At 67.0% G+C, this 24,028-nt stretch carries 24 protein-coding genes and 1 pseudogene; 11 read left to right on the forward strand and 14 right to left on the reverse strand.

What is annotated here, in order from left to right; genetic code table 11:
- Nucleotides 1–110: 110 nt before the first annotated feature.
- Entirely contained in the window at nt 111–824 is a 714-nt protein-coding gene (locus ACYQ8K_RS02135) for a hypothetical protein (RefSeq protein ID WP_459966733.1), read from the forward strand.
- Here ACYQ8K_RS02135 and ACYQ8K_RS02140 read toward each other — a convergent pair.
- Genes ACYQ8K_RS02140 through ACYQ8K_RS02155 form a run of 4 tightly spaced genes read right to left on the reverse strand, consistent with a single transcriptional unit; the run spans nt 810 to nt 5,640 of the window.
- Nucleotides 810–2,360, reverse strand: coding sequence for an acetolactate synthase large subunit (locus ACYQ8K_RS02140; RefSeq protein WP_459966735.1), 1,551 nt, complete (start codon nt 2,358–2,360; stop codon nt 810–812). The two genes, ACYQ8K_RS02135 and ACYQ8K_RS02140, sit on opposite strands and share 15 nt — an antisense overlap.
- Nucleotides 2,357–3,184 carry an amidohydrolase family protein gene (locus tag ACYQ8K_RS02145; protein ID WP_459966736.1) on the reverse strand — a complete coding sequence of 276 codons (828 nt, stop codon included), beginning with the start codon at nt 3,182–3,184 and terminating at the stop codon, nt 2,357–2,359. The genes ACYQ8K_RS02140 and ACYQ8K_RS02145 overlap by 4 nt, the downstream gene beginning before the upstream one ends.
- A gap of 39 nt (nt 3,185–3,223) precedes the next feature.
- On the reverse strand, nt 3,224–3,991 hold the full coding sequence (locus ACYQ8K_RS02150) for a fructosamine kinase family protein (RefSeq protein ID WP_459966737.1): 768 nt from the start codon (nt 3,989–3,991) through the stop codon (nt 3,224–3,226).
- Complete coding sequence (locus tag ACYQ8K_RS02155; RefSeq protein WP_459966739.1) at nt 3,988–5,640, reverse strand: acyl-CoA synthetase; 1,653 nt, start codon at nt 5,638–5,640, stop codon at nt 3,988–3,990. The genes ACYQ8K_RS02150 and ACYQ8K_RS02155 overlap by 4 nt, the downstream gene beginning before the upstream one ends.
- Nucleotides 5,641–5,710: 70 nt before the next feature.
- Between ACYQ8K_RS02155 and ACYQ8K_RS02160 the strand changes: the two genes are divergently transcribed.
- Together ACYQ8K_RS02160 and ACYQ8K_RS02165 are read left to right on the forward strand one after the other, a co-directional pair.
- Nucleotides 5,711–6,538 carry a crotonase/enoyl-CoA hydratase family protein gene (locus ACYQ8K_RS02160; RefSeq protein ID WP_459966829.1) on the forward strand — a complete coding sequence of 276 codons (828 nt, stop codon included), beginning with the start codon at nt 5,711–5,713 and terminating at the stop codon, nt 6,536–6,538.
- 85 nt (nt 6,539–6,623) lie between these two features.
- A pseudogene (locus ACYQ8K_RS02165) lies at nt 6,624–7,503 on the forward strand (hypothetical protein).
- Here the strand turns inward: ACYQ8K_RS02165 and ACYQ8K_RS02170 are convergent.
- Nucleotides 7,475–8,698: a cytochrome P450 gene (locus ACYQ8K_RS02170; protein WP_459966740.1), complete on the reverse strand. Its 1,224-nt coding sequence runs from the start codon at nt 8,696–8,698 to the stop codon at nt 7,475–7,477. The pseudogene ACYQ8K_RS02165 and the gene ACYQ8K_RS02170 overlap by 29 nt on opposite strands.
- Before the next feature lie 42 nt (nt 8,699–8,740).
- On the opposite strand from ACYQ8K_RS02170, the gene ACYQ8K_RS02175 reads away from it, so the two are divergent.
- Entirely contained in the window at nt 8,741–9,463 is a 723-nt protein-coding gene (locus ACYQ8K_RS02175; protein WP_459966742.1) for an acetoacetate decarboxylase family protein, read from the forward strand.
- A gap of 146 nt (nt 9,464–9,609) precedes the next feature.
- On the opposite strand, the gene ACYQ8K_RS02180 is transcribed toward ACYQ8K_RS02175, so the two are convergent.
- The gene (locus ACYQ8K_RS02180) at nt 9,610–10,641 is read right to left on the reverse strand and encodes an LLM class F420-dependent oxidoreductase (RefSeq protein ID WP_459966744.1); all 1,032 of its coding nucleotides are present in this window, start codon (nt 10,639–10,641) and stop codon (nt 9,610–9,612) included.
- Nucleotides 10,642–10,707: 66 nt separating this feature from the next.
- Between ACYQ8K_RS02180 and ACYQ8K_RS02185 the strand changes: the two genes are divergently transcribed.
- The 5 genes from ACYQ8K_RS02185 to ACYQ8K_RS02205 all read left to right on the forward strand — a co-directional run bounded on the left by ACYQ8K_RS02185 (nt 10,708) and on the right by ACYQ8K_RS02205 (nt 15,268).
- Complete coding sequence (locus ACYQ8K_RS02185) at nt 10,708–11,703, forward strand: Zn-ribbon domain-containing OB-fold protein (protein ID WP_459966745.1); 996 nt, start codon at nt 10,708–10,710, stop codon at nt 11,701–11,703.
- Nucleotides 11,704–11,718: 15 nt separating this feature from the next.
- Nucleotides 11,719–12,783: a thiolase domain-containing protein gene (locus ACYQ8K_RS02190; protein WP_459966746.1), complete on the forward strand. Its 1,065-nt coding sequence runs from the start codon at nt 11,719–11,721 to the stop codon at nt 12,781–12,783.
- On the forward strand, nt 12,783–13,979 hold the full coding sequence (locus ACYQ8K_RS02195) for a thiolase domain-containing protein (RefSeq protein WP_459966748.1): 1,197 nt from the start codon (nt 12,783–12,785) through the stop codon (nt 13,977–13,979). Before ACYQ8K_RS02190 ends, ACYQ8K_RS02195 begins: the two co-directional genes overlap by 1 nt.
- Nucleotides 13,976–14,383, forward strand: a complete 408-nt coding sequence (locus tag ACYQ8K_RS02200) for a nuclear transport factor 2 family protein (protein ID WP_459966749.1) — start codon at nt 13,976–13,978, stop codon at nt 14,381–14,383. Before ACYQ8K_RS02195 ends, ACYQ8K_RS02200 begins: the two co-directional genes overlap by 4 nt.
- Before the next feature lie 96 nt (nt 14,384–14,479).
- A complete protein-coding gene (locus tag ACYQ8K_RS02205) occupies nt 14,480–15,268 on the forward strand; it encodes an alpha/beta hydrolase (protein WP_459966750.1) in 789 nt (262 codons plus the stop codon).
- Here the strand turns inward: ACYQ8K_RS02205 and ACYQ8K_RS02210 are convergent.
- On the reverse strand, nt 15,265–15,789 hold the full coding sequence (locus ACYQ8K_RS02210; RefSeq protein WP_459966751.1) for a gamma carbonic anhydrase family protein: 525 nt from the start codon (nt 15,787–15,789) through the stop codon (nt 15,265–15,267). The two genes, ACYQ8K_RS02205 and ACYQ8K_RS02210, sit on opposite strands and share 4 nt — an antisense overlap.
- A gap of 115 nt (nt 15,790–15,904) precedes the next feature.
- Here ACYQ8K_RS02210 and ACYQ8K_RS02215 point away from each other — a divergent pair, with 115 nt between their 5' ends.
- On the forward strand, nt 15,905–17,083 hold the full coding sequence (locus tag ACYQ8K_RS02215) for a Rieske 2Fe-2S domain-containing protein (protein WP_459966752.1): 1,179 nt from the start codon (nt 15,905–15,907) through the stop codon (nt 17,081–17,083).
- A 5-nt stretch (nt 17,084–17,088) separates the two neighbouring features.
- Nucleotides 17,089–17,541, forward strand: a complete 453-nt coding sequence (locus ACYQ8K_RS02220; RefSeq protein ID WP_459966753.1) for a hypothetical protein — start codon at nt 17,089–17,091, stop codon at nt 17,539–17,541.
- 56 nt (nt 17,542–17,597) lie between these two features.
- On the opposite strand, the gene ACYQ8K_RS02225 is transcribed toward ACYQ8K_RS02220, so the two are convergent.
- The 7 genes from ACYQ8K_RS02225 to ACYQ8K_RS02255 form a co-directional block, all read right to left on the reverse strand.
- A complete protein-coding gene (locus ACYQ8K_RS02225) occupies nt 17,598–18,746 on the reverse strand; it encodes a sulfotransferase family protein (RefSeq protein ID WP_459966754.1) in 1,149 nt (382 codons plus the stop codon).
- 46 nt (nt 18,747–18,792) lie between these two features.
- On the reverse strand, nt 18,793–19,575 hold the full coding sequence (locus tag ACYQ8K_RS02230; RefSeq protein WP_459966756.1) for an SDR family oxidoreductase: 783 nt from the start codon (nt 19,573–19,575) through the stop codon (nt 18,793–18,795).
- A complete protein-coding gene (locus ACYQ8K_RS02235) occupies nt 19,572–20,699 on the reverse strand; it encodes a hypothetical protein (RefSeq protein WP_459966757.1) in 1,128 nt (375 codons plus the stop codon). Before ACYQ8K_RS02235 ends, ACYQ8K_RS02230 begins: the two co-directional genes overlap by 4 nt.
- Nucleotides 20,700–20,787: 88 nt before the next feature.
- A complete protein-coding gene (locus ACYQ8K_RS02240) occupies nt 20,788–21,099 on the reverse strand; it encodes a hypothetical protein (protein ID WP_459966758.1) in 312 nt (103 codons plus the stop codon).
- 62 nt (nt 21,100–21,161) lie between these two features.
- Nucleotides 21,162–22,220, reverse strand: a complete 1,059-nt coding sequence (gene dmpG, locus ACYQ8K_RS02245; protein ID WP_459966760.1) for a 4-hydroxy-2-oxovalerate aldolase — start codon at nt 22,218–22,220, stop codon at nt 21,162–21,164.
- Nucleotides 22,217–23,149 (reverse strand): acetaldehyde dehydrogenase (acetylating), encoded by a 933-nt coding sequence (locus tag ACYQ8K_RS02250; protein ID WP_066870638.1) that lies wholly within the window; start codon nt 23,147–23,149, stop codon nt 22,217–22,219. Before ACYQ8K_RS02250 ends, dmpG begins: the two co-directional genes overlap by 4 nt.
- Nucleotides 23,150–23,201: 52 nt before the next feature.
- On the reverse strand, nt 23,202–23,987 hold the full coding sequence (locus ACYQ8K_RS02255) for a 2-keto-4-pentenoate hydratase (protein WP_459966761.1): 786 nt from the start codon (nt 23,985–23,987) through the stop codon (nt 23,202–23,204).
- Between the last annotated feature and the right edge of the window lie 41 nt (nt 23,988–24,028).

The raw sequence follows: 24,028 nt of genomic DNA on the forward strand, positions 1-24,028 counted from the left end.
CGCGGCGGAGCCACCCCAGCCACCCCCGCCGCCGGCGGGCTGACGATTTCGCCCCGCACACCGCAGATGAGTGCGGGGCCGCAATGAAAATGCCGGTAGGACAAGGAGACATGACCGCACGGCCACTCGAACTCGCGCTGGAAGCCAGCTTCGAACAGCTCTCCGCCGCGGCGCCGGCGAACGTCGGCGTCGCGATCGCCCGACCGGACCGGACGTTTTCGCTGGGCAGCTGGTGGTCGGGCGTGGCATGGTCGACCATCAAGGTGCCTCTGGCGATCGCGGCGCTGCGCAACGATTGGCTGGGCTCGCGCGAGCTGGTCGTCAAGGCCATCACCGAATCCGATAACCGCGCCTCCGAACAGTTGTGGTCGCAATTGGGCGAGCCGATGGACGCGGCCCGGCGGGTCCAGGGCGTGGTGGCCGAAGGCGGTGACACCGCGACGGTGGTCGAATCGCGGCGACTTCGCCGCGGCTTCACCGCTTTCGGCCAAACCCAGTGGAGCCTGCAGCGCCAGGCGCGGTTCGCCGCGGAGCTGTCGACCATCCCCGATGCCGTGGAAGTGATCGACCTGATGCAACGGCTGGTCGCCGCCGACCAGTGGGGCTTGGCCGCCAAAGGCCATGCCGCGAAGGGTGGTTGGGGCCCGGGCGTGCACGGCGGCTACCTGGTCCGCCAGTTCGGCATCGTTTCGACGCCGTCCGGCCAATGGGGCGTGGCGCTGGCGGCGGACGCGGACGACGGCACGTTCGAAACGGGCGTCGAAGTGGTCAATACGATGACGGACTGGCTGCTGAGCCGGCTGCCGACCCTAGCCCGCTATTGACGGCACCACGGCGTCGATCAGGTGCGGCCCGGGTTCGGCGAAGGCGGCGCGCAGCGCGTCGGCCAATTCCTCGGCGGTGGTGACGCGCCGCGCCGGCACTCCCATACCCTCGCTGATCTTCACGAAATCCATTGTGGGGTCTGATAAATCGAGCAGCGCCAGCGCCTCGGGCCCGGGCGCGGACCCGGCGCCGACGCGTTGCAGCTCAATCCGGAGGATGTCGTAGGCGCTGTTGTTGTACAGCACGGTGGTGACGTTGAGGTTCTCGCGGGCCTGGGTCCACAATCCCGAAATCGTGTACATCGCCGAGCCATCGGATTCCAGGCACAGCACCGGACGGTGCGGGGCGGCTACCGCGGCGCCCACCGCGGCCGGCATGCCGTAACCGATCGCCCCGCCGGTCAGGGTCAGCCAGTCGTGCGCCGGCGCGCCGGCGGTCGCCCCCGCAAGCAACACACCGGAGGTGTTCGACTCGTCGACCACGATCGCGCCTTCGGGCAACAGCGCCCCGATCACGTCGGCGGCCGACGCGGAGGTCAGCGGACCCGCCGCCAGCCGGGGACGCGACGCGGGCGCCACCGGTGCTTCGATGTCGGGTGCCAGCTGATCGGCCACGGCGATCAAAGCGTCTGCCGCCCCGCTGTATTCGGCGAGCACGTGCACCTCGCAGCCGGCCGGTACCAGATCGCTGGGCATGCCCGGATAGGCGAAGAACGACACCGGCGACTTGGCGCCGGCCAGCACCAGATGCTTGGCGCCGTCCAGCTGTGCCGTCGCGGCTTCGGCGAAATAGGCCAGCCGGTCGACCGCGGGGACGCCGGCGCCGCGCTCCAGGCGGGTCGGGAAGGTCTCGCACAGCACGCGGGCACCCGTGGCCGCCGCGATGCGGGTGGCCGCCGCCAGCCCGGCGCGGCGGGTGGCGTCACCGCCCACCATGATCACCGTCGGCTCGCCGGAGCGAAGCACCTCGAGCACCTCGGGCGCCAGCAACGGATCGGCGCCCGTCGGCTGCGCCTCCAGGTTGGAGAACAGCTGCGCGCCGTCGGACCAGGACACGTCGGCGGGCAGGATCAGCGTCGAGATCTGCGAACCCCACCGGCTGGCCGCGATGCCCTCGACGGCGTCGGCCGAGACCTGGGAGGCGTCACTGGTTCGGCGCACCCATCCCGAGACACTGCCGGCAAGCGCGTCGATGTCGGATTCCAGTGGGGCGTCGTACTTTTTGTGATAGGTGGCGTGGTCGCCGACCACCACCACCATCGGCACCCGGGCGCGACGGGCGTTGTGCAGGTTGGCCAGGCCGTTGCCCAGTCCGGGGCCCAGGTGCAGCAGGACCGCGGCCGGGCGATCGGCGATGCGCGCATAACCGTCGGCCGCGCCGGTGGCGACCCCCTCGAACAATGCCAGCACGCCGCGCATCCGCGGCACGGCGTCCAGCGCGGCAACGAAGTGCATTTCCGACGTGCCCGGGTTGGCGAAACACACGTCGACGCCACCGTCGACCAGGGTGTTGATCAGGGCCTGGGCACCGTTCACTTTTTTGCCTCCAGTCGGAAAAGTCGTTCGGCGTTGCCGCGCAGGAAGTCTCGGCGAGCCTCATCGGACAGCCCGAGTTCGTCCAGTCCCGCCAACGCGTGCTCGTGGGTGATCATCGGATAATTGGTGCCGAACAACACTTTTCGCTGCCCGGTGCCGGTCTTCATAAACCGGACGAGTTCGTCCGGCAACCGCTTGATCGTGTACGCCGAGGTGTCGATGTAGACGTTTTCGTGCTTGCGGGCCACCGCGACCATCTCCTCGGTCCACGGGTAGCCGACGTGGCCGCAGACGATCACCAGCTCCGGGAAGTCCAGCGCCACCTGGTCGATGTAGGGAATCGGCCGGCCGGTCTCCGACGGGCGCAGGGGGCCGGTGTGGCCGACCTGGGTGCAGAACGGCACCCCGGATTCCACGCACTGGGCGAACAGCGGGTAGTAGCGACGGTCGGTGGGCGGGGCGTTCCACAACCACGGCACCACCCGCAGGCCCACGAATCCCCCGTCGGCTATCCGCCGCCGCAACTCCCGGACCGCTTCCATCGGGCGGTCCAGGTCGACGGTGGCCAGGCCGGCGAGCCGGTTCGGGTGCTCGGCAATCCATTTCGCCACCTCGTCGTTGGAGACGAGGTCCTCGCCGCCCGGGCCGCGCCAGGCGCTGAGCACGCCTAATTCGACGCCGGCGGCGTCCATCGACGCCAGGGTCGTCTCGATGGGGATGTCGGCGTCGGGGATCGTCCCGCCCGTCCACCGCCGCAGGGATGCCAGCATTTCGCTACGCAGGAACCGCGCGGTCGGATGCTGCATCCAAACATCGATCGTCATGCGATTCGACTCTAGACCGGGGCCCGCCGCGGACCGAGGTCAGATGGTCAGCGCCGCGCGGGCGCAGGCAAGCGTCCGCTGGGCGTGCCCACCGCCGAACAGCACCACGTGCGCCAGCAGCGGATAAAGCTGGTGCAGCCCGATGCGGTGGCGCCAGCCGGGCCGCAGCGGCCGCACTTCCTGGTAGCCCGTGATGATCTCGTCGTAATGCGGGCAGCCGAACAAGGCGAGCATCGCCAGATCGGATTCACGATGACCGGCATGCGCGGCCGGGTCGATCAACACCACGCCGTCACGCGTCCACATCACGTTGCCGCCCCACAGGTCGCCGTGCAGGCGGGCCGGCCGGTCGCCGTCGTCGAAGTCGCCCGCGCGGCAACGCCCCGCCACGGAGTCGACGGCCTCGCGGGTCGCGGCGTCGAGGCGCGGGGCCGCGAGTTCGGCCATCGGGGCCAGCCGTTCCTCGGCGTAGAACGCGCCCCAATCGCGGTGCGGTCGCAGCGACATCGGCAGGGGCTGCGACAGCGGGCCGAAGAAGCCCGGGCCGTCCCACCCGTCCGGACCAGCGCCGAACGCCGCGGCGCCGGCATCGTGCGTGACGGCCAGCCGGCCGCCGAACTCGCGCGCGGCCACGGGAGTCGGGCTCACCGATTCCAGCCGCCGCAGGGTCAGGCCGGCGTCGTCGAACGACACGACCCGCGCGCACGGCACGCCGCCCTCGACGGCCGAAAGCCATTGCAGCCCTGCGGCTTCGGCCGCGAAGAAGCCGGCCGGTGCGGCCGGATTACGTTTGACGAAATCGGTCACGCAGTGGCGTGAGCGGCGTGCACGTCGTCGGCCGGGCGGGCCTCGGTCTGCTCCTTGGCCCAGCGGTAGTCGGGCTTACCCGCGGGCGAGCGCTTGACCTCGTCGACCAGCCACAGGCTGCGCGGCACCTTGTAGCCCGCGATCTCGGAGCGCACGAAGCTGTCCAGCTCCGACAGCGCGGGCCGGGCGCCCGGCCGGGGCTGCACGACGGCGGCGACGTGCTGGCCGTACCGGGGGTCGGGCACGCCGACCACCAGGGCGTCGAAGACGTCGGGGTGGCCCTTGAGCGCGGCCTCGACCTCCTCGGGGTAGATCTTCTCGCCGCCGCTGTTGATCGACACCGAGCCGCGGCCCAGCATCGTGACGGTGCCGTCGGCCTCGACCTCGGCGAAGTCACCGGGGATGGCATAGCGCACGCCGTTGAACGTCTTGAAGGTCTCGGCGGTCTTCTTCTCATCCTTGTAGTAGCCGACCGGGATGTTGCCCTTCTTCGCGATGAAGCCGCGCACACCGGAGCCGGGCTTGACCTCGTTGCCCTCCTCGTCGAGGACGACGGTGCGGTGGTCGATCGTCACGCGCGGGCCACCGGCGTGCGGCGCGTCCTTGGCGACGATGCTGGTGCCGCCGAATCCGGTTTCCGACGATCCGATGGAGTCGGTGATCACCCGGTTGGGCAGCAGCTCGAGGAACTTCTCCTTGATGCTCGGCGAGAACAGCGCCGCGGTGGAGGCGAGCAGGAACAGCGACGACAGGTCGTATTCGTTGCCCTTGTCCTGGTGGGCCAGCAGCGCGTCCAGCAGCGGCCGGGCCATCGCGTCGCCGGTGAAGAACAGCAGGTTCACCTTGTGATCGTGGATCGTGCGCCAGACCTCGTCGGCGTTGAATTCCGGTGCCAGAACCGTGGTTTGGCCCGAAAAGATCGACATCCAGGTGGCCGACTGGGTGGCGCCGTGGATCATCGGCGGAATCGGGTGGCGGACCATCGGCGGGTTCTCCGCGGCGGCCTTGGCCAGGTCGTACTCGTCCTTGACGAATTCGCCTGTGGCGAAGTCGGTTCCGCCGAAGAGCACCCGGTAGATGTCCTCGTGGCGCCACATCACGCCCTTCGGGAAGCCGGTGGTACCGCCGGTGTAGAGCAGGTAGATGTCGTCGGCGCTGCGCGGGCCGAAGTCGCGCTCGGGCGAGCTCTGCGCGATCGCGGCGTAGAACTCGACGCCGCCGTAACGGCCGAAGTCGTTGTCGCTGCCGTCCTCGACGACCAGGATCGTCTTGACGTCGGGGGTGTCGGGCAGCACGTTGGCCACCCGGTCGGAGTACTGGCGCTCGTGCACCAGCGCGACCATGTCGGAGTTCTCGAACAGGTAGCGCAGCTCGCCCTCGACGTAGCGGTAGTTGATGTTCACCAGGATGGCGCCGGCCTTGACGATGCCGAGCATCGCGATGACGATCTCGATGCGGTTGCGGCAGTACAGGCCGACCTTGTCGTCCCTTTTCACCCCCTGTTCCAGCAGGTAGTGAGCCAGGCGGTTGGCCTTCTCCTCTAGCTGGGCATAGGTCAGCTTCTCGTCGCCGCAGATCAGGGCGACACGGTCGGGCACAGCGTCGATGGCGTGCTCTGCAAGGTCGGCAATATTCAAGGCCACGGCCACCAAATTAGAACGTGTTACATTTCGAGGCAAGCTCGTGCCCATTGTCGAGGGAAAGGCGGTAGCCGTGTCCGTGGAGAATGCCGGAACCCCAGCAAACACAGAAAACGGGGAGACCGGGCCCGACGCGCTGGTGGAACAGCGTGGTCACACCCTCATCGTGACCATGAATCGACCGCACCGCCGCAACGCCTTGAGCACGGAAATGATGGAAATCATGGTCCAGGCCTGGGACCGCGTCGACAACGACGACGACATCCGCTGCTGCATCCTGACGGGCGCCGGTGGCTACTTCTGCGCGGGCATGGACCTGAAGACAGCAACCCAAAAGCCGCCGGGTGAGTCGTTCAAGGACGGCAGCTACGACCCGTCGCGAATCGACGCCTTGCTCAAAGGCCGCAGGCTGAAAAAGCCACTGATCGCCGCCGTCGAGGGCCCGGCCATCGCCGGGGGCACCGAGATCCTGCAGGGCACCGACATCCGGGTCGCCGGCGAGAGCGCCAAATTCGGCATCTCCGAGGCCAAGTGGAGCCTGTACCCGATGGGCGGCTCGGCGGTGCGCCTGGTGCGCCAGATCCCCTACACCGTGGCCTGCGACCTGCTGCTGACCGGACGGCACATCACCGCCGCCGAAGCCAAGGACATGGGCCTGATCGGCCACGTCGTTCCCGACGGGCAGGCGCTGACCAAGGCACTCGAGATCGCCGAGGTCATCGAGAACAACGGTCCCCTGGCCGTGCAGGCGATCCTCAAAACGATCCGCGAAACCGAGGGCATGCACGAGGAAGAGGCCTTCAAGCCCGACACCGCCAACGGGATCCCGGTGTTCCTCTCCGAGGACTCCAAGGAAGGCCCGCGGGCGTTCGCCGAGAAGCGCAAGCCCAACTTCAAAAACCGCTAGAGCTTTTTGCGCCGAACGTGCACTCACTGCGAATTTCGGCGCAAATTTTCGCGCTCAGTGCACGTGCGGCGGACCTGTCGGAGCTCTGCGGCACACTCCTGCCAGGGGTGAGCCGTTCATCGGCAGCGAGGCCGTCGCATCCGGCCTGGTGACGCCGTACGCACTGCGGCGCCGGTTCGTCAAGGTCCATCCCGACGTGTACGTCCCGGCCAACACTGCGCTGACCGCCGGATTGCGCGCTCAGTCGGCTTGGTTGTGGTCTCGTCGGCGCGGTGTCGTCGCGGGCAGATCAGCGGCAGCCCTGTACGGCACGAAATGGATCGATGACCGCGCACCCGCTGAGCTGCTTTACGCGTACCGCCGGCCGCCCGGCGGCGTTCACACGTGGTCAGATCGACTGGCCGGGGACGAGATACAAACAGCCGCCGGCATACCGGTGACTACGCCAGCCCGGACGGCGCTCGACATTGCCTGTCGCTATCGCGTCGAGCGGGCCGTGGCAGCGATCGACGCGCTGGCGCGCGCGACCGATCTCAAGGTGAGCGAGATCGAGTTACTCGCCGAGCGCCACCGAGGCCGCCGCGGCATTACCCGCGCGCGCGTAGCGCTGCCACTCGTTGACGCGGGCGCCGAGTCTCCCCGCGAAACCTGGCTGCGGCTCCTGCTGATCCGCGCGGGCTTCCCGCCGCCGCAGACGCAGATACCGGTTCACGAATACGGCGCGCTGATCGCCGAGCTCGACATGGGTTGGCAGGACATCCAACTGGCGGTCGAGTATGAGGGCGACCAACACCGCACCGACCGAAGACAATTCGGCAAGGACATTCGGCGCGTAGAGTCCCTCGCCGAGTCGGGTTGGAGCGTCGTTCGCGTTACGGCCGAAGACACGCCGGGCGGCATCATCGCCCGGGTGTCCAGCGGCATGGGCGCGCCGAATCAGCTCAGCAGCGGCGCGCTCGGGGTGAACACCACCGGCATCGATTCCAGGCCGCTGACGAAGTTCGCCGGCCGCAGCGGCAGGGTCGAGTCGTCGTCGGCCAGCCGGAGATCCGGCAGCCGCTTGAGCACCCGCTCGGTCATCATCGAAAGTTCCAGGCGGGCCAGCTGGTTGCCCAGGCAGAAGTGCGTGCCGAAACCGAAAGCCATGTGGCTGTTGGGGTTACGTCGGATGTCGAAGCTGTCCGGATCCTCGAACACCGACTCATCGAAGTTGCCCGACTCGAACAGCAACATGATCTTCTCGCCCTCACGCAGTGAGGTGCCGTGGAATTCGGTGTCTGCGGTCAGGATTCGGCACATGTTCTTCACCGGCGACGTCCAGCGCAGCATCTCCTCGATGGCGCCGGGCAGCAGCGAGGGATCGCGCACCAGCGCATCCCACTGGTCGCGGTGCCGCACCAGCTGCTCTGTCCCTCCGCTCAGCGTGTGGCGGGTGGTCTCGTCGCCGCCGATGAGGATGAGCAGCGTCTCCATGACGATCTCGTTGTCGGACATGCGCTGACCCTCCACCTCGGCGTTCACCAAGATGGAGAACAGGTCGTCGGTGGGCTCGGCTCGTCGCTTGGCGATGATGTCCATGGTGAACGCGGTGTAGGCGGCGAAGGCGTTCATCACGCTCTGGGCCACCTCCGATTCCGGGTCGATGTGTGAGCTCAGCCCGCACACCAGGTCGTCGGACCACTTCAGCAGCATGCTGCGCTCCTGGGGCAGCACGCCCAGCATGTCGCCGATCACCGCCATCGGCAGCGGGGCGGCGATGTCGCGGACGAAGTCACACTCGCCGCGCTCGCACACCGCGTCGATCAGGGTGTCGCACAGCTTGGCGATGGACGGCTCCTTCTCCTTCACCCGCTTACGGGTGAAGCCGGCGTTGACCAGCTTGCGCCGTACCAGGTGTGCCGGATCGTCCATGTCGATCATGTACGGCATGCCCGGCTGATCGGGACGGATGCCGCCCGTGCTGGAGAAGAGTTCCGGATTGCGCTCGGCGTCGAGGATGGCTTGATACGTCGTGGCACCGGCCAGTCCGTTGCGATCACGAAACACCGGCTGGTTGGCCCGCATCCAGCGATAGGCCTCGCGCGACGTGTGACGGTCGGCGTAGAAGTTGCCGTCGGTCAGGTCGATGTTCGAGATCGCTTCGGGGATGGTCGAAGTCATTCACAGCCTCCAGATATTGACGAGCGGATTACAGTTACCGGCATGCCTGAGTCACAACACGTAGTTGCGGGGACGGTCCTCACCATGCCGGTGCGGATACGAAAAGCGGACGTACACACCGCGATGTTCTCGGTGGATGCGCAAGCGGCACAACGCCTTATCGACTACAGCGGTCTGCAGGTCTGCCAGCCCCGCCCCGGCCGGGCGGTGGTGAACCTGATGCTGGCGCGCTACATCGACGGCGATCTGGGGCAGTACCACGAATTCGGTACCTGCGTCATGGTCAACCCACCCGGCTCGACGGCGCGCGGCTGGCGGGCCCTGGGCGGCGCGGCCGCGTTCATCCATCATCTGCCCGTCGACCAGAGCTTCACCCTGGAAGCCGGGCGCTCGATCTGGGGATTCCCGAAGATCATGGCGGACTTCACCGTTCGCGAGCACGGCCGGTTCGGATTCGACGTCAGCGCCGACGGCGCGCACATCGCCGGCATCGACTTCGCCCGCGGAGTGCCGGTGCCCTCGATGTTCACGTCGCGCCCGCAGGTGCTCAAGACGTACACCTTCGCCGACGGCACCACCCGGGAAGTGCCCTGGGAGATGCGGGTGCGCGGGCTGCGCGGTCAGCTCGGCGGGGCGAAGTTGCGACTGGGCGACCACGCCTACGCCGAGGAGCTGAGGTCGCTGGGCCTGCCGAAGCGGGCGATGGTCTCTGGAACTGTCGGCCACGTCGAGATGACATTCGGCGACGCCCACCCGCTCGGCTGACCGGCCGGACCGGGATCGACTGCCCGTCTCCTCATCGCGCTGCGCGCTCTGCATCGTCGTCGGGCGTGTCATCCGGACAATCTAGAACGCGTTCTAAGCCCCTGGCAAGAAAAATAGAACGTGTTCTAGTTTGTCGTGGGCGGGTTTCAGATCAACGTCGCCAGCTCGCGGACCTGCTCTGTACTGCGGCCGGACACCACCATCATGGTGACGCCGGCGGCCTCCCAGGCCTTGATCTGCTTACGCACGTAGTCGAGGTCGCCGACGATCGCAGCGTCGTCGATCACCTCGTCGGGGATGATTTCGGCGGCCTTGTCCTTCTGGTTGCTGCGGAACAGCTTCGTCACGTCGTCGACCACTTGCGCGTAGCCCATCCGGCGGTAGACATCGGCGTGGAAGTTGGTGTCCTCCGCGCCCATCCCACCCATGTAGAGCGCGATGTAGGGCTTCATCGCCGCGAAGGCGGCGCTGCGATCCTCGGTGATGACGATGTTGGCCGTCGCGCAGATCTCGAAGTCCTCGCGGCTGCGGCGCGCGCCCGGGCGGGCGAATCCCTCGTCCAGCCATTCGTTGTAGGTGTCGGCCATGCGCGGCGTGTAGAAGATCGGCAGCCAGCCGTCGCAGATCTCGGCGGCCAGCGCGACGTTCTTCGGTCCCTCGGCGCCCAGCATGATCGGGATGTCGGCCCGCAACGGATGGGTGATGGGCTTGAGTGGCTTGCCCAGACCCGTTGCGCGCTCGCCGGTCAGCGGCAGCGGGTAGTGCGGCCCGGCGCTGGTCACCGGAGCCTCGCGCGCCCACACCTGCCGGACGATGTCGATGTATTCGCGGGTGCGCGCCAGCGGCTTGGGGAACGACTGGCCGTACCAGCCCTCGACCACCTGCGGGCCGGAGACGCCGAGGCCCAGGACGTGCCGCCCGCCGGACAGGTGATCGAGCGTCAGGGCCGCCATGGCGCAGGCCGTCGGGGTGCGGGCGGACAACTGCACCACCGAGGTGCCCAGCCGCACCCGCGACGTCGACGAACCCAGCCAGGCCAGCGGCGTGTAGGCGTCCGATCCCCAGGCTTCGGCGGTGAAGACGGCGTCGTATCCGGCGTCCTCGGCCGCGGCGACGAGCTCGCCATGGTTCTGCGGCGGCTGAGCGCCCCAATATCCCAGCTGCAATCCCAGCTTCATCGTCTTCCTTTCCGGATAGCAGACCCGATGTTGAATCCGTTCTTAGAACCTGTTCTACTCGATGGCGTGACAGCCAGCTCGAGTAGCCCGCCCCTGATGGATCACCCTGAGCCACCGCTCGCCGCGCCACTGACGTTGTCCTTCGACTACACCCGTTCGGTCGGCCCCACGCTGAGCAAGTTCTTCACCGCGCTGCGTGACCGCCACGTCCTGGGTGTGCGCGGATCGGATGGCCGGGTGCACGTGCCGCCGCCGGAATATGACCCGGTCACCTACGAGCCGCTGGGCGAGATGGTACCGGTGTCCAGTGTCGGCACCGTGGTCTCGTGGACCTGGCAGCCCGAACCGATCGAGGGCCAGCCGCTGGACCGGCCTTTCGCCTGGGCGCTGATCAAGCTGGACGGCGCCGACACCCCGCTGATCCACGCGGTCGACGCGGGCGAGCCGAAGGCTATCAAGACCGGCACCCGGGTGCATGTGCACTGGGTGGACGAGCCGGTGGGCGCGATCACCGACATCGCCTATTTCTCGCTCGGCGACGAAGCCGAGGCTGTGACCGAGCAATCGGACGGCGACAAAGACCCGGTGACGATGATCGTCACGCCCGTCTCGCTGACCATCCAGCACAGCGCCTCGCACGAGGAGAGCGCCTACCTGCGGGCCATCGCGCAGGGCAAGCTGCTGGGCGCGAAGACGGGTGAGAACGGCAAGGTCTATTTCCCGCCGCATGGCGCCGACCCGGCCACCGGCCAGCCGACGACCGAGTTCGTGGAGTTGCCGGACAAGGGCACCGTCACGACGTTCGCGATCATCAACATCCCGTTCCAGGGCCAGCGGATCAAGCCGCCCTACGTGGCGGCCTACGTGCTGCTCGACGGGGCCGACATCCCGTTCCTGCATCTAGTCGCCGACATCGACGCCCACGAAGTACGGATGGGCATGCGCGTCGAGGCGGTGTGGAAACCCCGCGAGGAGTGGGGTTTTGGCATCGACAACATCGAGTACTTCCGGCCGACCGGGGAACCCGACGCCGACTACGACACCTACAAGCACCACCTGTAAAGGGCTTACCTGCACATGAGCGCTCGCAACGTTGCGGTCGTCGGCTTTGCCCACGCCCCACACGTCCGCCGCACCGACGGCACCACCAACGGTGTCGAGATGTTGATTCCGTGTTTCGCCCAGCTGTACGAGGAGCTGGGCATCAGCCGGACCGACATCGGCTTCTGGTGTTCCGGATCATCCGATTACCTTGCCGGACGGGCATTTTCGTTCATCTCGGCGATCGACTCGATCGGCGCCGTTCCACCGATCAACGAATCACACGTCGAAATGGACGCGGCCTGGGCACTTTACGAGGCCTACATCAAGATCCTGACCGGCGAGGTCGACACCGCGCTGGTGTACGGCTTCGGCAAGTCGTCGGCCGGCATCCTGCGTCAGATCCTGACGCGGCAGACCGACCCCTATACCGTCGCGCCGTTGTGGCCCGATTCGATCTCGATGGCCGGGCTGCAGGCGCGCATCGGGCTGGACACCGGCAAGTGGACCGAGGAGCAGATGGCCCGCGTGGCCTTCGACTCCTTCGCCAACGCGCGCCGCGTGGACAACGTCGAGGGGTCGATCAGCGTGGCCGAACTGCTCGAGCGGCCGTTCTTCGCCGACCCGCTGCGCCGGCACGACATCGCTCCGATCACCGACGGCGCCGCGGCCATCGTGCTCGCGGCCGGCGACCGGGCGCGCGAGCTGCGCGAAAACCCGGCATGGATCACCGGGATCGAGCATCGCATCGAAACCCCGTCGCTGGGCGCGCGGGATCTCACCGAGTCTCCGTCGACCAGCGCCGCGGCACACGTGGCCACCGGCGGGCGGACCGACAACCTCGACGTGGCCGAGATCTGTGCGCCGTTCACCCACCAGCACCTGATCATCGAGGAAGCCATCCGGATACCGGGACCGACCAAGGTCAACCCGTCCGGCGGCGCGCTGGCGGCCAATCCCATGTTCGTCGCCGGTCTCGAACGCATCGGCTTTGCGGCACAGCACATCTGGAACGGGTCGGCCGAGCGGGTGCTGGCGCACGCCACCAGCGGGCCTGCGCTACAACAGAACCTGGTCGCGGTGATGGAAGGAAAGAACTGATGGCCGGTGCAGGGCCAAACGTTGCTGCGGTACTGGGTACCGGGCAGACGAAGTACGTCGCCAAGCGCCAAGACGTTTCGATGAACGGCCTGGTGCGCGAGGCGATCGACCGCGCGCTCGCCGACTCCGGCAGCACATTCGACGACATCGACGCCGTGGTGGTCGGCAAGGCGCCGGACTTCTTCGAGGGCGTCATGATGCCCGAGCTGTTCATGGCCGACGCCATGGGCGCCACGGGCAAGCCGCTGATCCGCGTGCACACCGCGGGTTCGGTCGGCGGGTCCACCGGGGTGGTGGCGGCCAGCCTGGTGCAGTCCGGCAAGTACCGCCGCGTGCTCGCGATGGCGTGGGAGAAACAGTCGGAGTCGAATGCCATGTGGGCGTTGTCGATTCCGATCCCCTTCATCAAGCCGGTGGGTGCCGGTGCGGGCGGGTACTTCGCCCCGCACGTGCGCTCGTACATCCGCCGGTCCGGCGCGCCCACGAACATCGGTGCCATCGTCGCGGTCAAGGACCGGCTCAACGGCAGCAAGAATCCGCTGGCGCACCTGCACCAACCCGACATCACGGTCGAGAAGGTGATGTCGTCGCCGATGCTGTGGGACCCGATCCGTTACGACGAGACCTGCCCGTCGTCCGACGGTGCCGCCGCCGTAGTGATCGGCAACGAGGAGGCCGCCGAAGCTCGCCTGGCGCAAGGACATCCGGTGGCCTGGATCCACGCCACCGCGCTGCGCACCGAGCCGCTGCAGTTCGCCGGACGCGACCAGGTCAGCCCGCAGGCCGGCCGCGACGCGGCCGCGGCGCTGTGGACGGCCGCCGGCATCGAGAGCCCGATCGACGAGATCGACGCCGCGGAAATCTACGTGCCGTTCTCCTGGTTCGAGCCGATGTGGTTGGAAAACCTCGGCTTTGCCGCCGAGGGCGAGGGCTGGAAACTCACCGAAGCCGGCGAAACCAAGATCGGCGGCCGGCTGCCGGTGAACCCGTCGGGCGGCGTGTTGTCGTCGAACCCGATCGGCGCGTCGGGCCTGATTCGCTTCGCCGAAGCGGCCATTCAGGTGATGGGCAAGGGCGGCGACCACCAGGTGCCCAACGCGCGAAAGGCTTTGGGTCACGCCTACGGCGGTGGCTCGCAGTACTACTCGATGTGGGTGGTGGGCGCCGACAAGCCCGCGGCCCAGAAGGTCTCGTGAGCGCGCATCCCGCGCACGAGGCCGGCCGCCGCTCCCGCGAGGCGGTGGCGGCCCGGGACAAGGACGCCTGGCTGGCGGTGTTCGCCGATGACGCCATCGTCGAAGACCCGATCGGCCCTTCGGTTTTCGACCCGGAAGGCCTGGGGCACCGTGGCCGCGACGCGATCTCGGCCTTCTGGGACAAGGCAATCGCCCCCACCACGAAGATCGAGTTCTTCTTCCGCGACACGTACCAGTGCGGCAACGAGGAAGCCAACGTGGGGCACATCCTCATCACGACGGGTGAGTACCAGACGACCGCCGAGGGCGTCTTCACCTACCGCGTCAACGCCCAGGGCAAGATGGTGGCCCTGCGCGCCTACTGGGAGATGGAACGCGCGGCGGCCAACACCCGCAAGGTCTAGAGCGGTTCCAGCCCGGCCAGAAATCCACGGCGCGACACGCCGGTTGAACATCGCAGATTTCACATTTGACGGGACATCGATGTCAGGCTGATGCCCATGTCCGACAAGCACGTCGTGCTCGTTCACGGCTCGTGGAGCCGCGGGCAGCAGTGGGCTCCTGCGCGGGCCGCTTTTGAGAACCGCGGCTTCACCGTGCACACCCCGACTCTGCGGCACCACGAGCTGCCTCTGCGCGAAGGCGCGGCCAAGATTGCGTCATTGAGTATCCGTGATTACGCGGACGATCTCGTCTCCCTGGTCGCCTCGCTGGACTCCCCGCCGCTCCTGGTCGGACATTCGTTGGGCGGTCTGTTGGTCCAACTGGTCGCCGCCCACACGGCGCACGCCGGCTTGATCGCCGCATGTCCGTCGTCGGTAGGCCCCTCGGGTCTCAACCCGACAACTCTCGGGATCGCGTTTCCGCATGCCCTAAAGACGCGACCGTGGGCCAAACCGGTTTATCCCCCGACGTGGCAACGGTTTCGGCGGGGCGTCGCGGGCGCGCAGACCGAGGAAGCCGCGCGCGAAGCGTTCAACGATCTGGTCTGCGAATCCGGACGGGTGCTGTTCTTCGAGCTGGCTATGCCGTGGCTGGACCGGGCCAAGGCAGCAAAAGTGGGCTCCGACGCGGTCTCGGGGCCAGTGCTTGTGATCGCGGGCAGCCAAGACCGTATCGTGCCGCCGCGGCTGGCGCGCCGGGCCGCAGCCCGGTATCCCAACGCGAGCTACGTCGAAATCTCGGGGTCCGACCACATGGTCTTCTCCGGTCCGGCGTTATCCATCACCATGGGCCACATCGACGACTGGATCGCGCACAAGGTCGCGCCGCCGGGCGACACGGTCTAGAGCGGTTCCAACCCGGCCAGATGCCGCTGGGCGAGGTCGCGGTAGGCCTGCGGGTTCACCTTGATCCACATCTCGGCCCCGGTGCCGGCGACCGGTCCCCTGATCTGAGCCGGCGCGCCGACGGCCAGCATGCCCGGCGGGATCTGGGTGCCCGCCGTCACCAACGAGTGCGCGGCGACCAGGCTGCGCGCGCCGATCACCGCACCGTCCAGCACGGTGGCGTGATTCGCGATGAGCGCCTCCTGCCCGACGTGGACCCCGTGAATGACGCACAGATGCGCGACCGTCGCGCCGGGACCGATGTCGACCGGGATACCCGGAGGCGCGTGCAACACCGACCCGTCTTGGACGTTGGCGCCCTCGCGCACCACGATGGGCCCGTAGTCGCCGCGCAAGACGGCGTTGAACCAGACCGAGGCCCCCGCCTCCACCACGACGTCGCCGATAAGCGTGGCCGTCGGGGCCACGAAAGCGGTGGGATCGACCCGTGGCGCGCGGCCCTCGAACGCAAACAGCGGCATCGTTTAGATATACCCCAGTGCGCATATGTAATGGCCAGGCTCGCCGTCGTTGCGCGCCCCCGCCGCAAAACTGTAACGTGTTCTAGTTAGAGGCCCAGCGAGTTGGAGGTGACAGGTGAGTACCGACACCAAGGCGGTCGGCATCCGGGAAATCGATCCCGGCGACTTGCCGACCAGATACGCCCGCGGCTGGCACTGCCTGGGCGTCGCCAAGGACTTCCAGGACGGCAAGCCGCATTCGATTGAGGCGTTCGGCACCAAGCTGGTGGTGTTCGCCGACTCGCACGGGGACATCAAGGTCCTCGACGGGTATTGCCGGCACATGGGCGGGGACCTGTCGGAGGGCACCATCAAGGGCGACGAGGTCGCCTGCCCGTTCCACGACTGGCGCTGGGGCGGCGACGGCCGCTGCAAACTGGTCCCCTACGCCAAGCGCACCCCCAAGACCGCGCGGACCCGGTCGTGGACGACCGACGTGCGCGGCGGCCTGCTGTTCGTGTGGCACGACCACGAGAACAATCCGCCGGACCCGGCCGTGCGCATTCCGGACATTCCGGAAGCGGCCAGCGACGAGTGGACCGATTGGCGCTGGAACAGCATCCTCATCGAGGGGTCCAACTGCCGCGACATCATCGACAACGTCACCGACATGGCGCACTTCTTCTACATCCATTTCGGGTTGCCGACGTATTTCAAGAACGTTTTCGAGGGCCACATCGCGTCGCAGTACCTGCACAACGTGGGCCGCCCGGACGTCAACGACCTCGGCACCACCTACGGTGAGGCGCACCTGGATTCGGAGGCGTCCTACTTCGGGCCGTCGTTCATGATCAACTGGCTGCACAACAGCTACGGCGGCTACAAGGCCGAGTCGATCCTGATCAACTGCCACTACCCGGTGACCCAGAACTCGTTCGTGCTGCAGTGGGGTGTCATCGTCGAAAAGCCCAAGGGTATGGACGAAAAGATGACCGACAAGCTGTCGAAGGTGTTCACCGAGGGTGTGAGCAAGGGCTTCCTGCAGGACGTCGAGATCTGGAAGCACAAGACCCGCATCGACAATCCGCTGCTGGTCGAAGAGGATGGTGCGGTCTACCAGCTGCGCCGCTGGTACCAGCAGTTCTATGTCGACGTCGCGGACATCGAGCCGGAGATGGTGGAGCGCTTCGAGATCGAGGTGGACACCACCCGCGCCAACGAGTATTGGAACGCCGAGGTCGAGGAGAACCTCAAGGCCAAGGACTCCGAGGCTGACGAGGCGGCCACCGACGACGTGCCGGCCAAGCAACACTAGGAATCATGGGCGACGATCAGCCGGCGGTACCTGACGTCGATCAGCTCGCGCGGTCGATGTTGTTGCTGCATGGCGATCATCACGACGACGACGAGCATCCGGCCGGCCCGGAACGCAAGGGCGGATCCTGGTCGAAGTCAAGGGATTTCACCAACGACCCACAGCGCGCGGCGGCGGTCGCCGAAGCCAGCCGCGCCGACCGCGAGCGGTACCTGAACGCGGGTCTGCTGCCGGTGGACTGCCGGTTCTGCCACGTGCGGGTCACCGTTCGCAGGCTGGGGCCGGGGCACACCGCGGTGCAGTGGAACACCGAGGCCTGGCAGCGCTGCGCGCACTTCACCGAGGTGCGCGAGTCCGGGGGCGACACCGCGCGCACGAAGTCGTGCCCGAAACTCGGTGACAGCATTGAACATGCGGTCGCCGAGGGCTATCTCGACCACGAGCCAGAGGACGACTGAGCAGACGTCCGGCCCGGGGCCGGATCGCACTCGGAAATCCTTGTGACGGCTGTGTTTTACAGGCCCGCGAACCGCTCCTTGACCGTTTCGGTGCTCAGCCCGTAGTCGGCCAGCGAGTAGGTGTGCTTGGGTGCCCGCGCGCCGGACTGGCTGTCGGCGTGGGTCTTTTCCATCGCCGCCTTGGCCTCTTCGGTCAACGTCAGGCCGAAGTGTCGGTAGATGTCGGCCACCGTGCCCATGGGGTCGGCGATCAACTCCTTGTAGTCCACGTCGTAGAACTGCGACGGGCTGTATTTGGCCCGCGCGGTGTTGAACCGCTCCAGCCCCCGCGACCACGTTTCCATTGCGTCGGCGCCGATTTGGGCGCCCGTGAACGACGTCGACCATCCCTCGGCGGTGTGCTGTGCCAGCGAGCACATCGAGGCCATGATCGTTTCGACCGGACGATGGGTCTGGATCACCAACGCGTCGGGATAGGTCGCCATCAACGCATCCAGCGCGAACAGGTGGCTGGGGTTCTTCAGCACCCACCGCTTGTCGGCGTCGTTGAGTCCGATCAACTGAAGGTTGCGGCGGTGCCGCTGATACGACGGCGTCCAGTCCTGCTGGGACAGCCACTGCGAGTAGGTGGGCAGATGCGCCAGCGTCTCGTAGGACGCGGAATGCAGCGACTGCCGCAGCAGCTGCCAGCACTCCTCCAGTTCGTACGCCGCCATGAAGTGCAGACCCGTGTAGTCCGGGTTCTCGGCGTGATGCTTCTCGAACTGCGCGTTCAGTTGGCTGTAAAACGGGTTGGAATCCCAGGTTTCGCGGGGCGGGCGCGGCTGCGGAAATTCGGCCAACCACAGGTGCAGGCCCTGGTGCGCGGGATCGGCGCCGAGCAGCCGATGCAAGGCGGTGGTGCCGGTGCGCACCAGCCCGGTGACGAAGATCGGCCGTTCGATGGCGACGTCGGCGTGTTGGGGGTACTGCTTCCAGGCGGCCTCGGACAACAGCCTGGCCACCAGCGCACCGCGCAGGAAGAACCGATTCATCTTGCTGCCCAATGGCGTCAGGTCGGCGTCGCGCCGGTAGGAGTCCAGCAGCACTTCCAGCGCTTCGAGGTAGTTGTCGTCGTTGCTGCCGAAATCGTCCAGCCCGATCATCTTGCTGGCGGACGCCTTCAGGTCGTCAACGGTGCCGACATCGGTGCGTGCAACCGTCATCGCCATCTCCTCCTCATCGCTTCGCCCTGCATCGTCGATGGCGGCATTAGGTGTGATACTCCCCGCAATTGACGTCCAAAGTCTGCCCGGTGATGCCGCTGGACAGGTCGCTGGCCAGGAACAGGATCGCCGAGGCGACCTCGTCCTCGGTCGGCAGCCGCTTCAGGTCGGAGCCGGCCGCGGTGGCCTGGTAGATCTGCTCGGCCGTGGTGCCGTACTTGCCGGCCTGGTGGTTGAAGTAGCCCTGCAGCGTCTCGCCCCAGATATAGCCGGGTGCAACGGAATTGACTCGGATCCCCTGTTCACCCAGCTCGGTGGCCAGCGAATGCGACATGGACAGCAGCGCGGACTTGGCCATCTTGTAGGCGCCGTACTTCGCCTGCGAGTGCCGCAGCACCATGGAGTTGACGTTGACGATCGAGCCCTTCGACTCGGCCAGCGCCGGCGTAAACCCCTGGATCAGCCGCAGCGCGCCGAGCGCGCTGAGTTCGATCGCATCGCGGATGTGCTGAAAGCTGGTCCCCGAGAACGGTTTCAGCGACGGCACCCGGAACGCGTTGTTGATCAGCACGTCGACCTTTCCGTAGGCCTCCATGGTGGCGTCAACCAGGTTGCTCACCTGGTCGTCCTCGGTGATGTCGGTGCGCACCGTTGTCGCGCGGCCGCCGAGGTCGGCGATCTGCTTGGCGACGTCGTCGAGGCGCTCCGGCGTGCGGGCCGCCAGCACCAGGTCGGCGCCTTCCCGCGTGCATCGGTGCGCCAGCGTCGTGCCCAGGCCCGGGCCGACGCCGCTGATCACCACCACCTTGCCGTCGAGCAACTTCGTCATCCCAGCATCCTTGCCTGAATCTGTTGGTGGCGCAGCGCAATTCGGGCGCGCCAGTCATCCTCTGAAATCTTGTTGTGCTCGAAGTACGGCAACGCGGCCGAAACCTTGTCGATGTCGACCACCTCGACCGTGGGGCCGTCGGCGTCGGTGAGCTCACGCGACACCCGCTGCCAGCGGAACTGTAGGAAGCCCCGCCGGTGGCCGACCGTCTCGGTCCAGTTCGTCACTCCCGGGTTCTGCTCGGCGACGACGATGCGCACCTTGCCATCCGGATCCGCCTGCGCCTGAGTGTTGTTCAGCGAGGTCTGGTGGTTGATGTAGTCCAGCGAGATGTACCAGAGGCTGCCCAGCTGGAAGCCGAGGTAGGGTGCGTCGCTGACCGGGATGGTGATCACCATCGCCTGATCCGGTCGCAGGTCGAAGTGCCCGACCGACGAGTATTGCGTGGCCAGGCCGCCCGGAGTCAGTCGCGGCGGCACCATGGTGTTGACCGGTAGGTCGAGATAAAACCACTGCGGGAATTGCAGCCAGGTCTTCACTCGCTGGACAAGCTGCTTTCCCGCTGTGGCGTAACGCTTTTCGATGAGCTCGCGGGTCAACGGCGGCGGGGCCGTCCCCGCCGTGTCGAGCCGCGAGATCGCCAGCGTGCCGCGCTGCGCCGCCCAGTCCCCGTATACCTCGCGGATGACCAATTGCCCCGGACTCGTCGGCCGCACCCGCCACTCGAAGCTGCCGTCGGGAGCGATCTCGAGCTCGCGGTCGTCGAAAGCGGCCTGGCTGACGGGCACGAAGTCGTCCGTGTACTCACCGCCGAGTAGCTGGAAACTCAGGTCGGTGGTGGTGCCGCGCCGGCCGGTGACCACGTAGTCGTGATTGGCGTGCACCCGGGTACCGAAGTAGAGGGTGTCGGGGTTGTCCAGCCCCATCTTGGTGAACGGCCCGGTGCCAGACTGCAGGAAGGGGTGGTCGCGGTCATAGTCCACGGCCAGATGGATGCAGCCCGAGATACAGCCGGCCAGGTACTGCAACCCTTCGAGCAGGTCGGCTTCGGTCTCGATGAACGGTGCATCGGCCACCAACTGCTCGGCCTCTGCGATCGCAGCGGTGAGGGATTCAGAGAACACGCATAGACGCTAGAACGTGTTCTACTTTTTCGTCAATGGCGAACGTTCCCGCGCGTCGGCCGCAGCGTTCAAAGACGACGCTGACTCACTAGGGTGGGCACGCGTGGGAAAGGTCAATCAGGTGCTGGCGGACGTCGGGATGCCGATTGAGGTAGTCGATGACGTTGCCGTTGCCGCCCTCTGCCTGCGACTTGGCCTGCAGTTGCTGGTGCAGGTCGGGATGCCGCTGCAGGTATGAGTCGATTGACGAACCCACGTCCTGATTGCATCCCGGATCCGCGTTAGCTATGCCTGCCACGGGCAGCGCGATCACCGTTGCGGCGGTAGCGGTCATTAACCCCCCGGCGAGCACGCCGTACAGCCCGCGGCGACGGGCGCCGACTGTGTTGGATTTGCTCATACGCGACAGGGTACCCGCGGCGGCTTTGCGTAGCCTGTGTGCGACGCCGGCGAAAGGGCGGATCAGCGAGCGGGGGCGGCGCCGCTTTCTTGCTCGCGTTTGATCTCCAGGGCGATGTCGATGAGCTGGTCTTCCTGGCCGCCGATGAGTTTGCGCTGGCCCGCGCGGTGCAGCAGCTGGTGGGCGGGCACCCCGTAACGCTCGGACTGGCGGATGGCGTGCTTGAGGAAGCTGGAGTACACCCCGGAGTAGCCCATGATCAGGGCGTTGCGGTCGAGCAGGCACTCGGCGGGCATGGCGGGGGCGACCACGTCTTCGGCGGCGTCGGCGATGTCGAAGAAGTCGATCCCGGTCTTCACGCCGATCTTGTCGAACACCCCGATCAGCGCCTCGACGGGCGCGTTGCCCGCACCGGCGCCGAACCGGCGACACGAGCCGTCGATCTGCTTGGCGCCCGCCCGGACGGCCTCCACACTGTTGGCCACACCGAGCCCGAGGTTCTCGTGGCCGTGAAAGCCCACCTGGGCGTCGTCGCCGAGCTCGGCGACCAGCGCGGCAACCCGGTCGCGCACGCCCTCGAGTACCAGCGCCCCGGCCGAATCGACCACGTAGACGCACTGGCAGCCCGCGTCGGCCATGATCCGGGCCTGCGCGGCCAGCTTCTCGGGCGAGATGGTGTGGCTCATCATCAGGAACCCGACGGTTTCCAACCCGAGTTCGCGGGCCAGGCCGAAGTGCTGGATCGACACGTCGGCCTCGGTGCAGTGGGTGGCGATCCGGCAGATCGAGCCGCCGTTGTTCTGGGCCTCCTTGATGTCTTCCTTGGTGCCGACGCCGGGCAGCATCAAGAAGGCGATCTTGGCCTCCTTGGCCGTCTCGGCGGCCAGCTTGATCAGCTCCTGCTCGGGGGTCTTGGAGAACCCGTAGTTGAAGCTCGAGCCGCCCAGGCCGTCGCCGTGGGTGACCTCGATGACGGGCACCCCCGCGGCGTCGAGGGCGGCCACGATGGCGCCGACCTCGTCCTTGGTGAACTGGTGGCGCTTGTGGTGGGAGCCGTCCCGCAACGACGTGTCGGTCATCCGGACGTCCCAGACCGGGTTGAAGAAGATGTCGGTGCTCATGATTGCGCTCCTCCGGCCGTCGCGCTCAAGGATTCCTTGGCGATCTCCTCGCCGACTTTCGTGGCCGCGGCGGTCATGATGTCGAGATTTCCAGCGTAAGGCGGCAGATAGTCGCCCGCACCCTCCACTTCGACGAACGTAGTGACGAGCGCCTGACCACCCGAGTTGATCGACGGGTCGTCGAACTGGGGCTCGTTGAGCAGCCGGTAGCCCGGTACATAGGTCTGCACCTCGGCCACCACGTCGTGGATGGACTTGGCGATCGCGTCCCGGTCGGCGTCCTCCGGGATGGCGCAGAAGATGGTGTCGCGCATGATCATCGGCGGGTCAGCCGGGTTCAAGATGATGATCGCCTTGCCGCGCTTGGCGCCGCCGATGGTCTCCACACCCCGGCTGGTGGTCTTGGTGAACTCGTCGATGTTGGCGCGGGTGCCGGGACCGGCCGACAGCGAGGCGACCGAGGCGACGATCTCGGCATACGGCACGCCGCCGAGGTCGGCGACGGCGCGTGACACCGCGTAGACGATCGGGATGGTCGCCTGCCCTCCGCAGGTGATCATGTTGACGTTCGGTGCGTCCAAGTGCTGGCGCAGGTTGGCGGGCGGGATCACCGCGGGGCCCACCGCGGCCGGCGTCAGGTCGATCGCCCGGATGCCGGCGGCCTCGTACTTGGGGGCGGCGTCGCGGTGCACGTAGGCGCTGGTGGCCTCGAACACCAGGTCGGGCTTCTCCGGCTGGGCCAACAGCCAGTCCACACCCTCGTGGGTGGTCTCCAAACCCAGCTTGCGGGCCCGGGCCAAGCCCTCGCTCTCCGGGTCGATGCCGACCATCCAGCGCGGTTCCAGCCAGTCCGATCGCAACAGCTTGTAGAGCAGGTCAGTGCTGATGTTCCCCGACCCGACAATGGCCACAGTCGCCTTAGTCGGCATGATGCCCCTTTTCGAAGCTTTTGAGATTTAAGTTAGACGATTTAATTCGAGCTTATTCGAACGACAAACGGACCGAACCGAGGCCCGCGAAGTCGGCGACGAAGTTGTCGCCGGGGTGTGCGTCGATCGCCCGCGTGCACGATCCGGGCAGCACCACGTCGCCTTTGCGCAGGCGGACACCGAAGCCGTCCACCTTGCGCGCCAGCCAGGCCACCGCGGTGACCGGATTGCCCAGTACCGCGTCGGTGCGGCCTTCCGCGACGACCTCGTCGTTGCAGCGCAGCACCGCGTCGATCCCCTTGATGTCGATGTCATTGGGGGAAACGCGCGCCTCGCCGAGCACGAAACCCGCCGACGACGCGTTGTCGGCGATGGTGTCGCACAGCTCGATCTTCCAGTCGGTGATCCGGGTGTCGATCAGCTCGATCGACGGGACCAGCGCCTCGGTGGCAGCCAGCACGTCGTCCTCGGTGCAGCCGGCCCCCGGCAGGTCGGCGTTCAGGATGAACCCGACTTCCACCTCCACCCGGGGGTACAGGTAGCGGTTCGCCTTGACCGGGGTGTCTTCGAACAGCTGCATCTCGTCGAGCAGATGTCCGTAGTCCGGTTCGTCGACGCCCATCATTTGCTGGATCGCCAACGACGACAGCCCCACCTTGTGGCCCAGCACCCGGGCCCCCTCCGCGACTCTCTGGCGGATGTTGATCAGCTGAATCTCGTAGGCGTCGACGACGTCGATGTCCGGATAGGCGGCGGTAAGCGGGGCGATCGGCTCGCCGCTCCGCTCGGCTTGCGCCAAGTCGGCAGCTAGCTCGTCGCGCGTGGCAACACTGAGCATTTTTTCACGTCTCCTCGTACGGTCGACCGGGCCAGTAGCGG

This window comes from Mycobacterium sp. MUNTM1 (genome assembly GCF_054660795.1).

Coding starts and splice junctions, on each gene's coding strand:
- ACYQ8K_RS02205 (WP_459966750.1), top strand. CDS start 14,480: ATGTCCGACAAGCACGTCGTGCTCGTTCACGGCTCGTGGAGCCGCGGG.
- ACYQ8K_RS02180 (WP_459966744.1), bottom strand. CDS start 10,641: ATGAAGCTGGGATTGCAGCTGGGATATTGGGGCGCTCAGCCGCCGCAG.
- ACYQ8K_RS02210 (WP_459966751.1), bottom strand. CDS start 15,789: ATGCCGCTGTTTGCGTTCGAGGGCCGCGCGCCACGGGTCGATCCCACC.
- ACYQ8K_RS02255 (WP_459966761.1), bottom strand. CDS start 23,987: ATGCTCAGTGTTGCCACGCGCGACGAGCTAGCTGCCGACTTGGCGCAA.
- ACYQ8K_RS02195 (WP_459966748.1), top strand. CDS start 12,783: ATGGCCGGTGCAGGGCCAAACGTTGCTGCGGTACTGGGTACCGGGCAG.
- ACYQ8K_RS02230 (WP_459966756.1), bottom strand. CDS start 19,575: ATGACGAAGTTGCTCGACGGCAAGGTGGTGGTGATCAGCGGCGTCGGC.
- ACYQ8K_RS02175 (WP_459966742.1), top strand. CDS start 8,741: ATGCCTGAGTCACAACACGTAGTTGCGGGGACGGTCCTCACCATGCCG.
- ACYQ8K_RS02240 (WP_459966758.1), bottom strand. CDS start 21,099: ATGAGCAAATCCAACACAGTCGGCGCCCGTCGCCGCGGGCTGTACGGC.
- ACYQ8K_RS02225 (WP_459966754.1), bottom strand. CDS start 18,746: ATGACGGTTGCACGCACCGATGTCGGCACCGTTGACGACCTGAAGGCG.
- dmpG (WP_459966760.1), bottom strand. CDS start 22,220: ATGAGCACCGACATCTTCTTCAACCCGGTCTGGGACGTCCGGATGACC.
- ACYQ8K_RS02170 (WP_459966740.1), bottom strand. CDS start 8,698: ATGACTTCGACCATCCCCGAAGCGATCTCGAACATCGACCTGACCGAC.
- ACYQ8K_RS02220 (WP_459966753.1), top strand. CDS start 17,089: ATGGGCGACGATCAGCCGGCGGTACCTGACGTCGATCAGCTCGCGCGG.
- ACYQ8K_RS02135 (WP_459966733.1), top strand. CDS start 111: ATGACCGCACGGCCACTCGAACTCGCGCTGGAAGCCAGCTTCGAACAG.
- ACYQ8K_RS02145 (WP_459966736.1), bottom strand. CDS start 3,184: ATGACGATCGATGTTTGGATGCAGCATCCGACCGCGCGGTTCCTGCGT.
- ACYQ8K_RS02250 (WP_066870638.1), bottom strand. CDS start 23,149: ATGCCGACTAAGGCGACTGTGGCCATTGTCGGGTCGGGGAACATCAGC.
- ACYQ8K_RS02190 (WP_459966746.1), top strand. CDS start 11,719: ATGAGCGCTCGCAACGTTGCGGTCGTCGGCTTTGCCCACGCCCCACAC.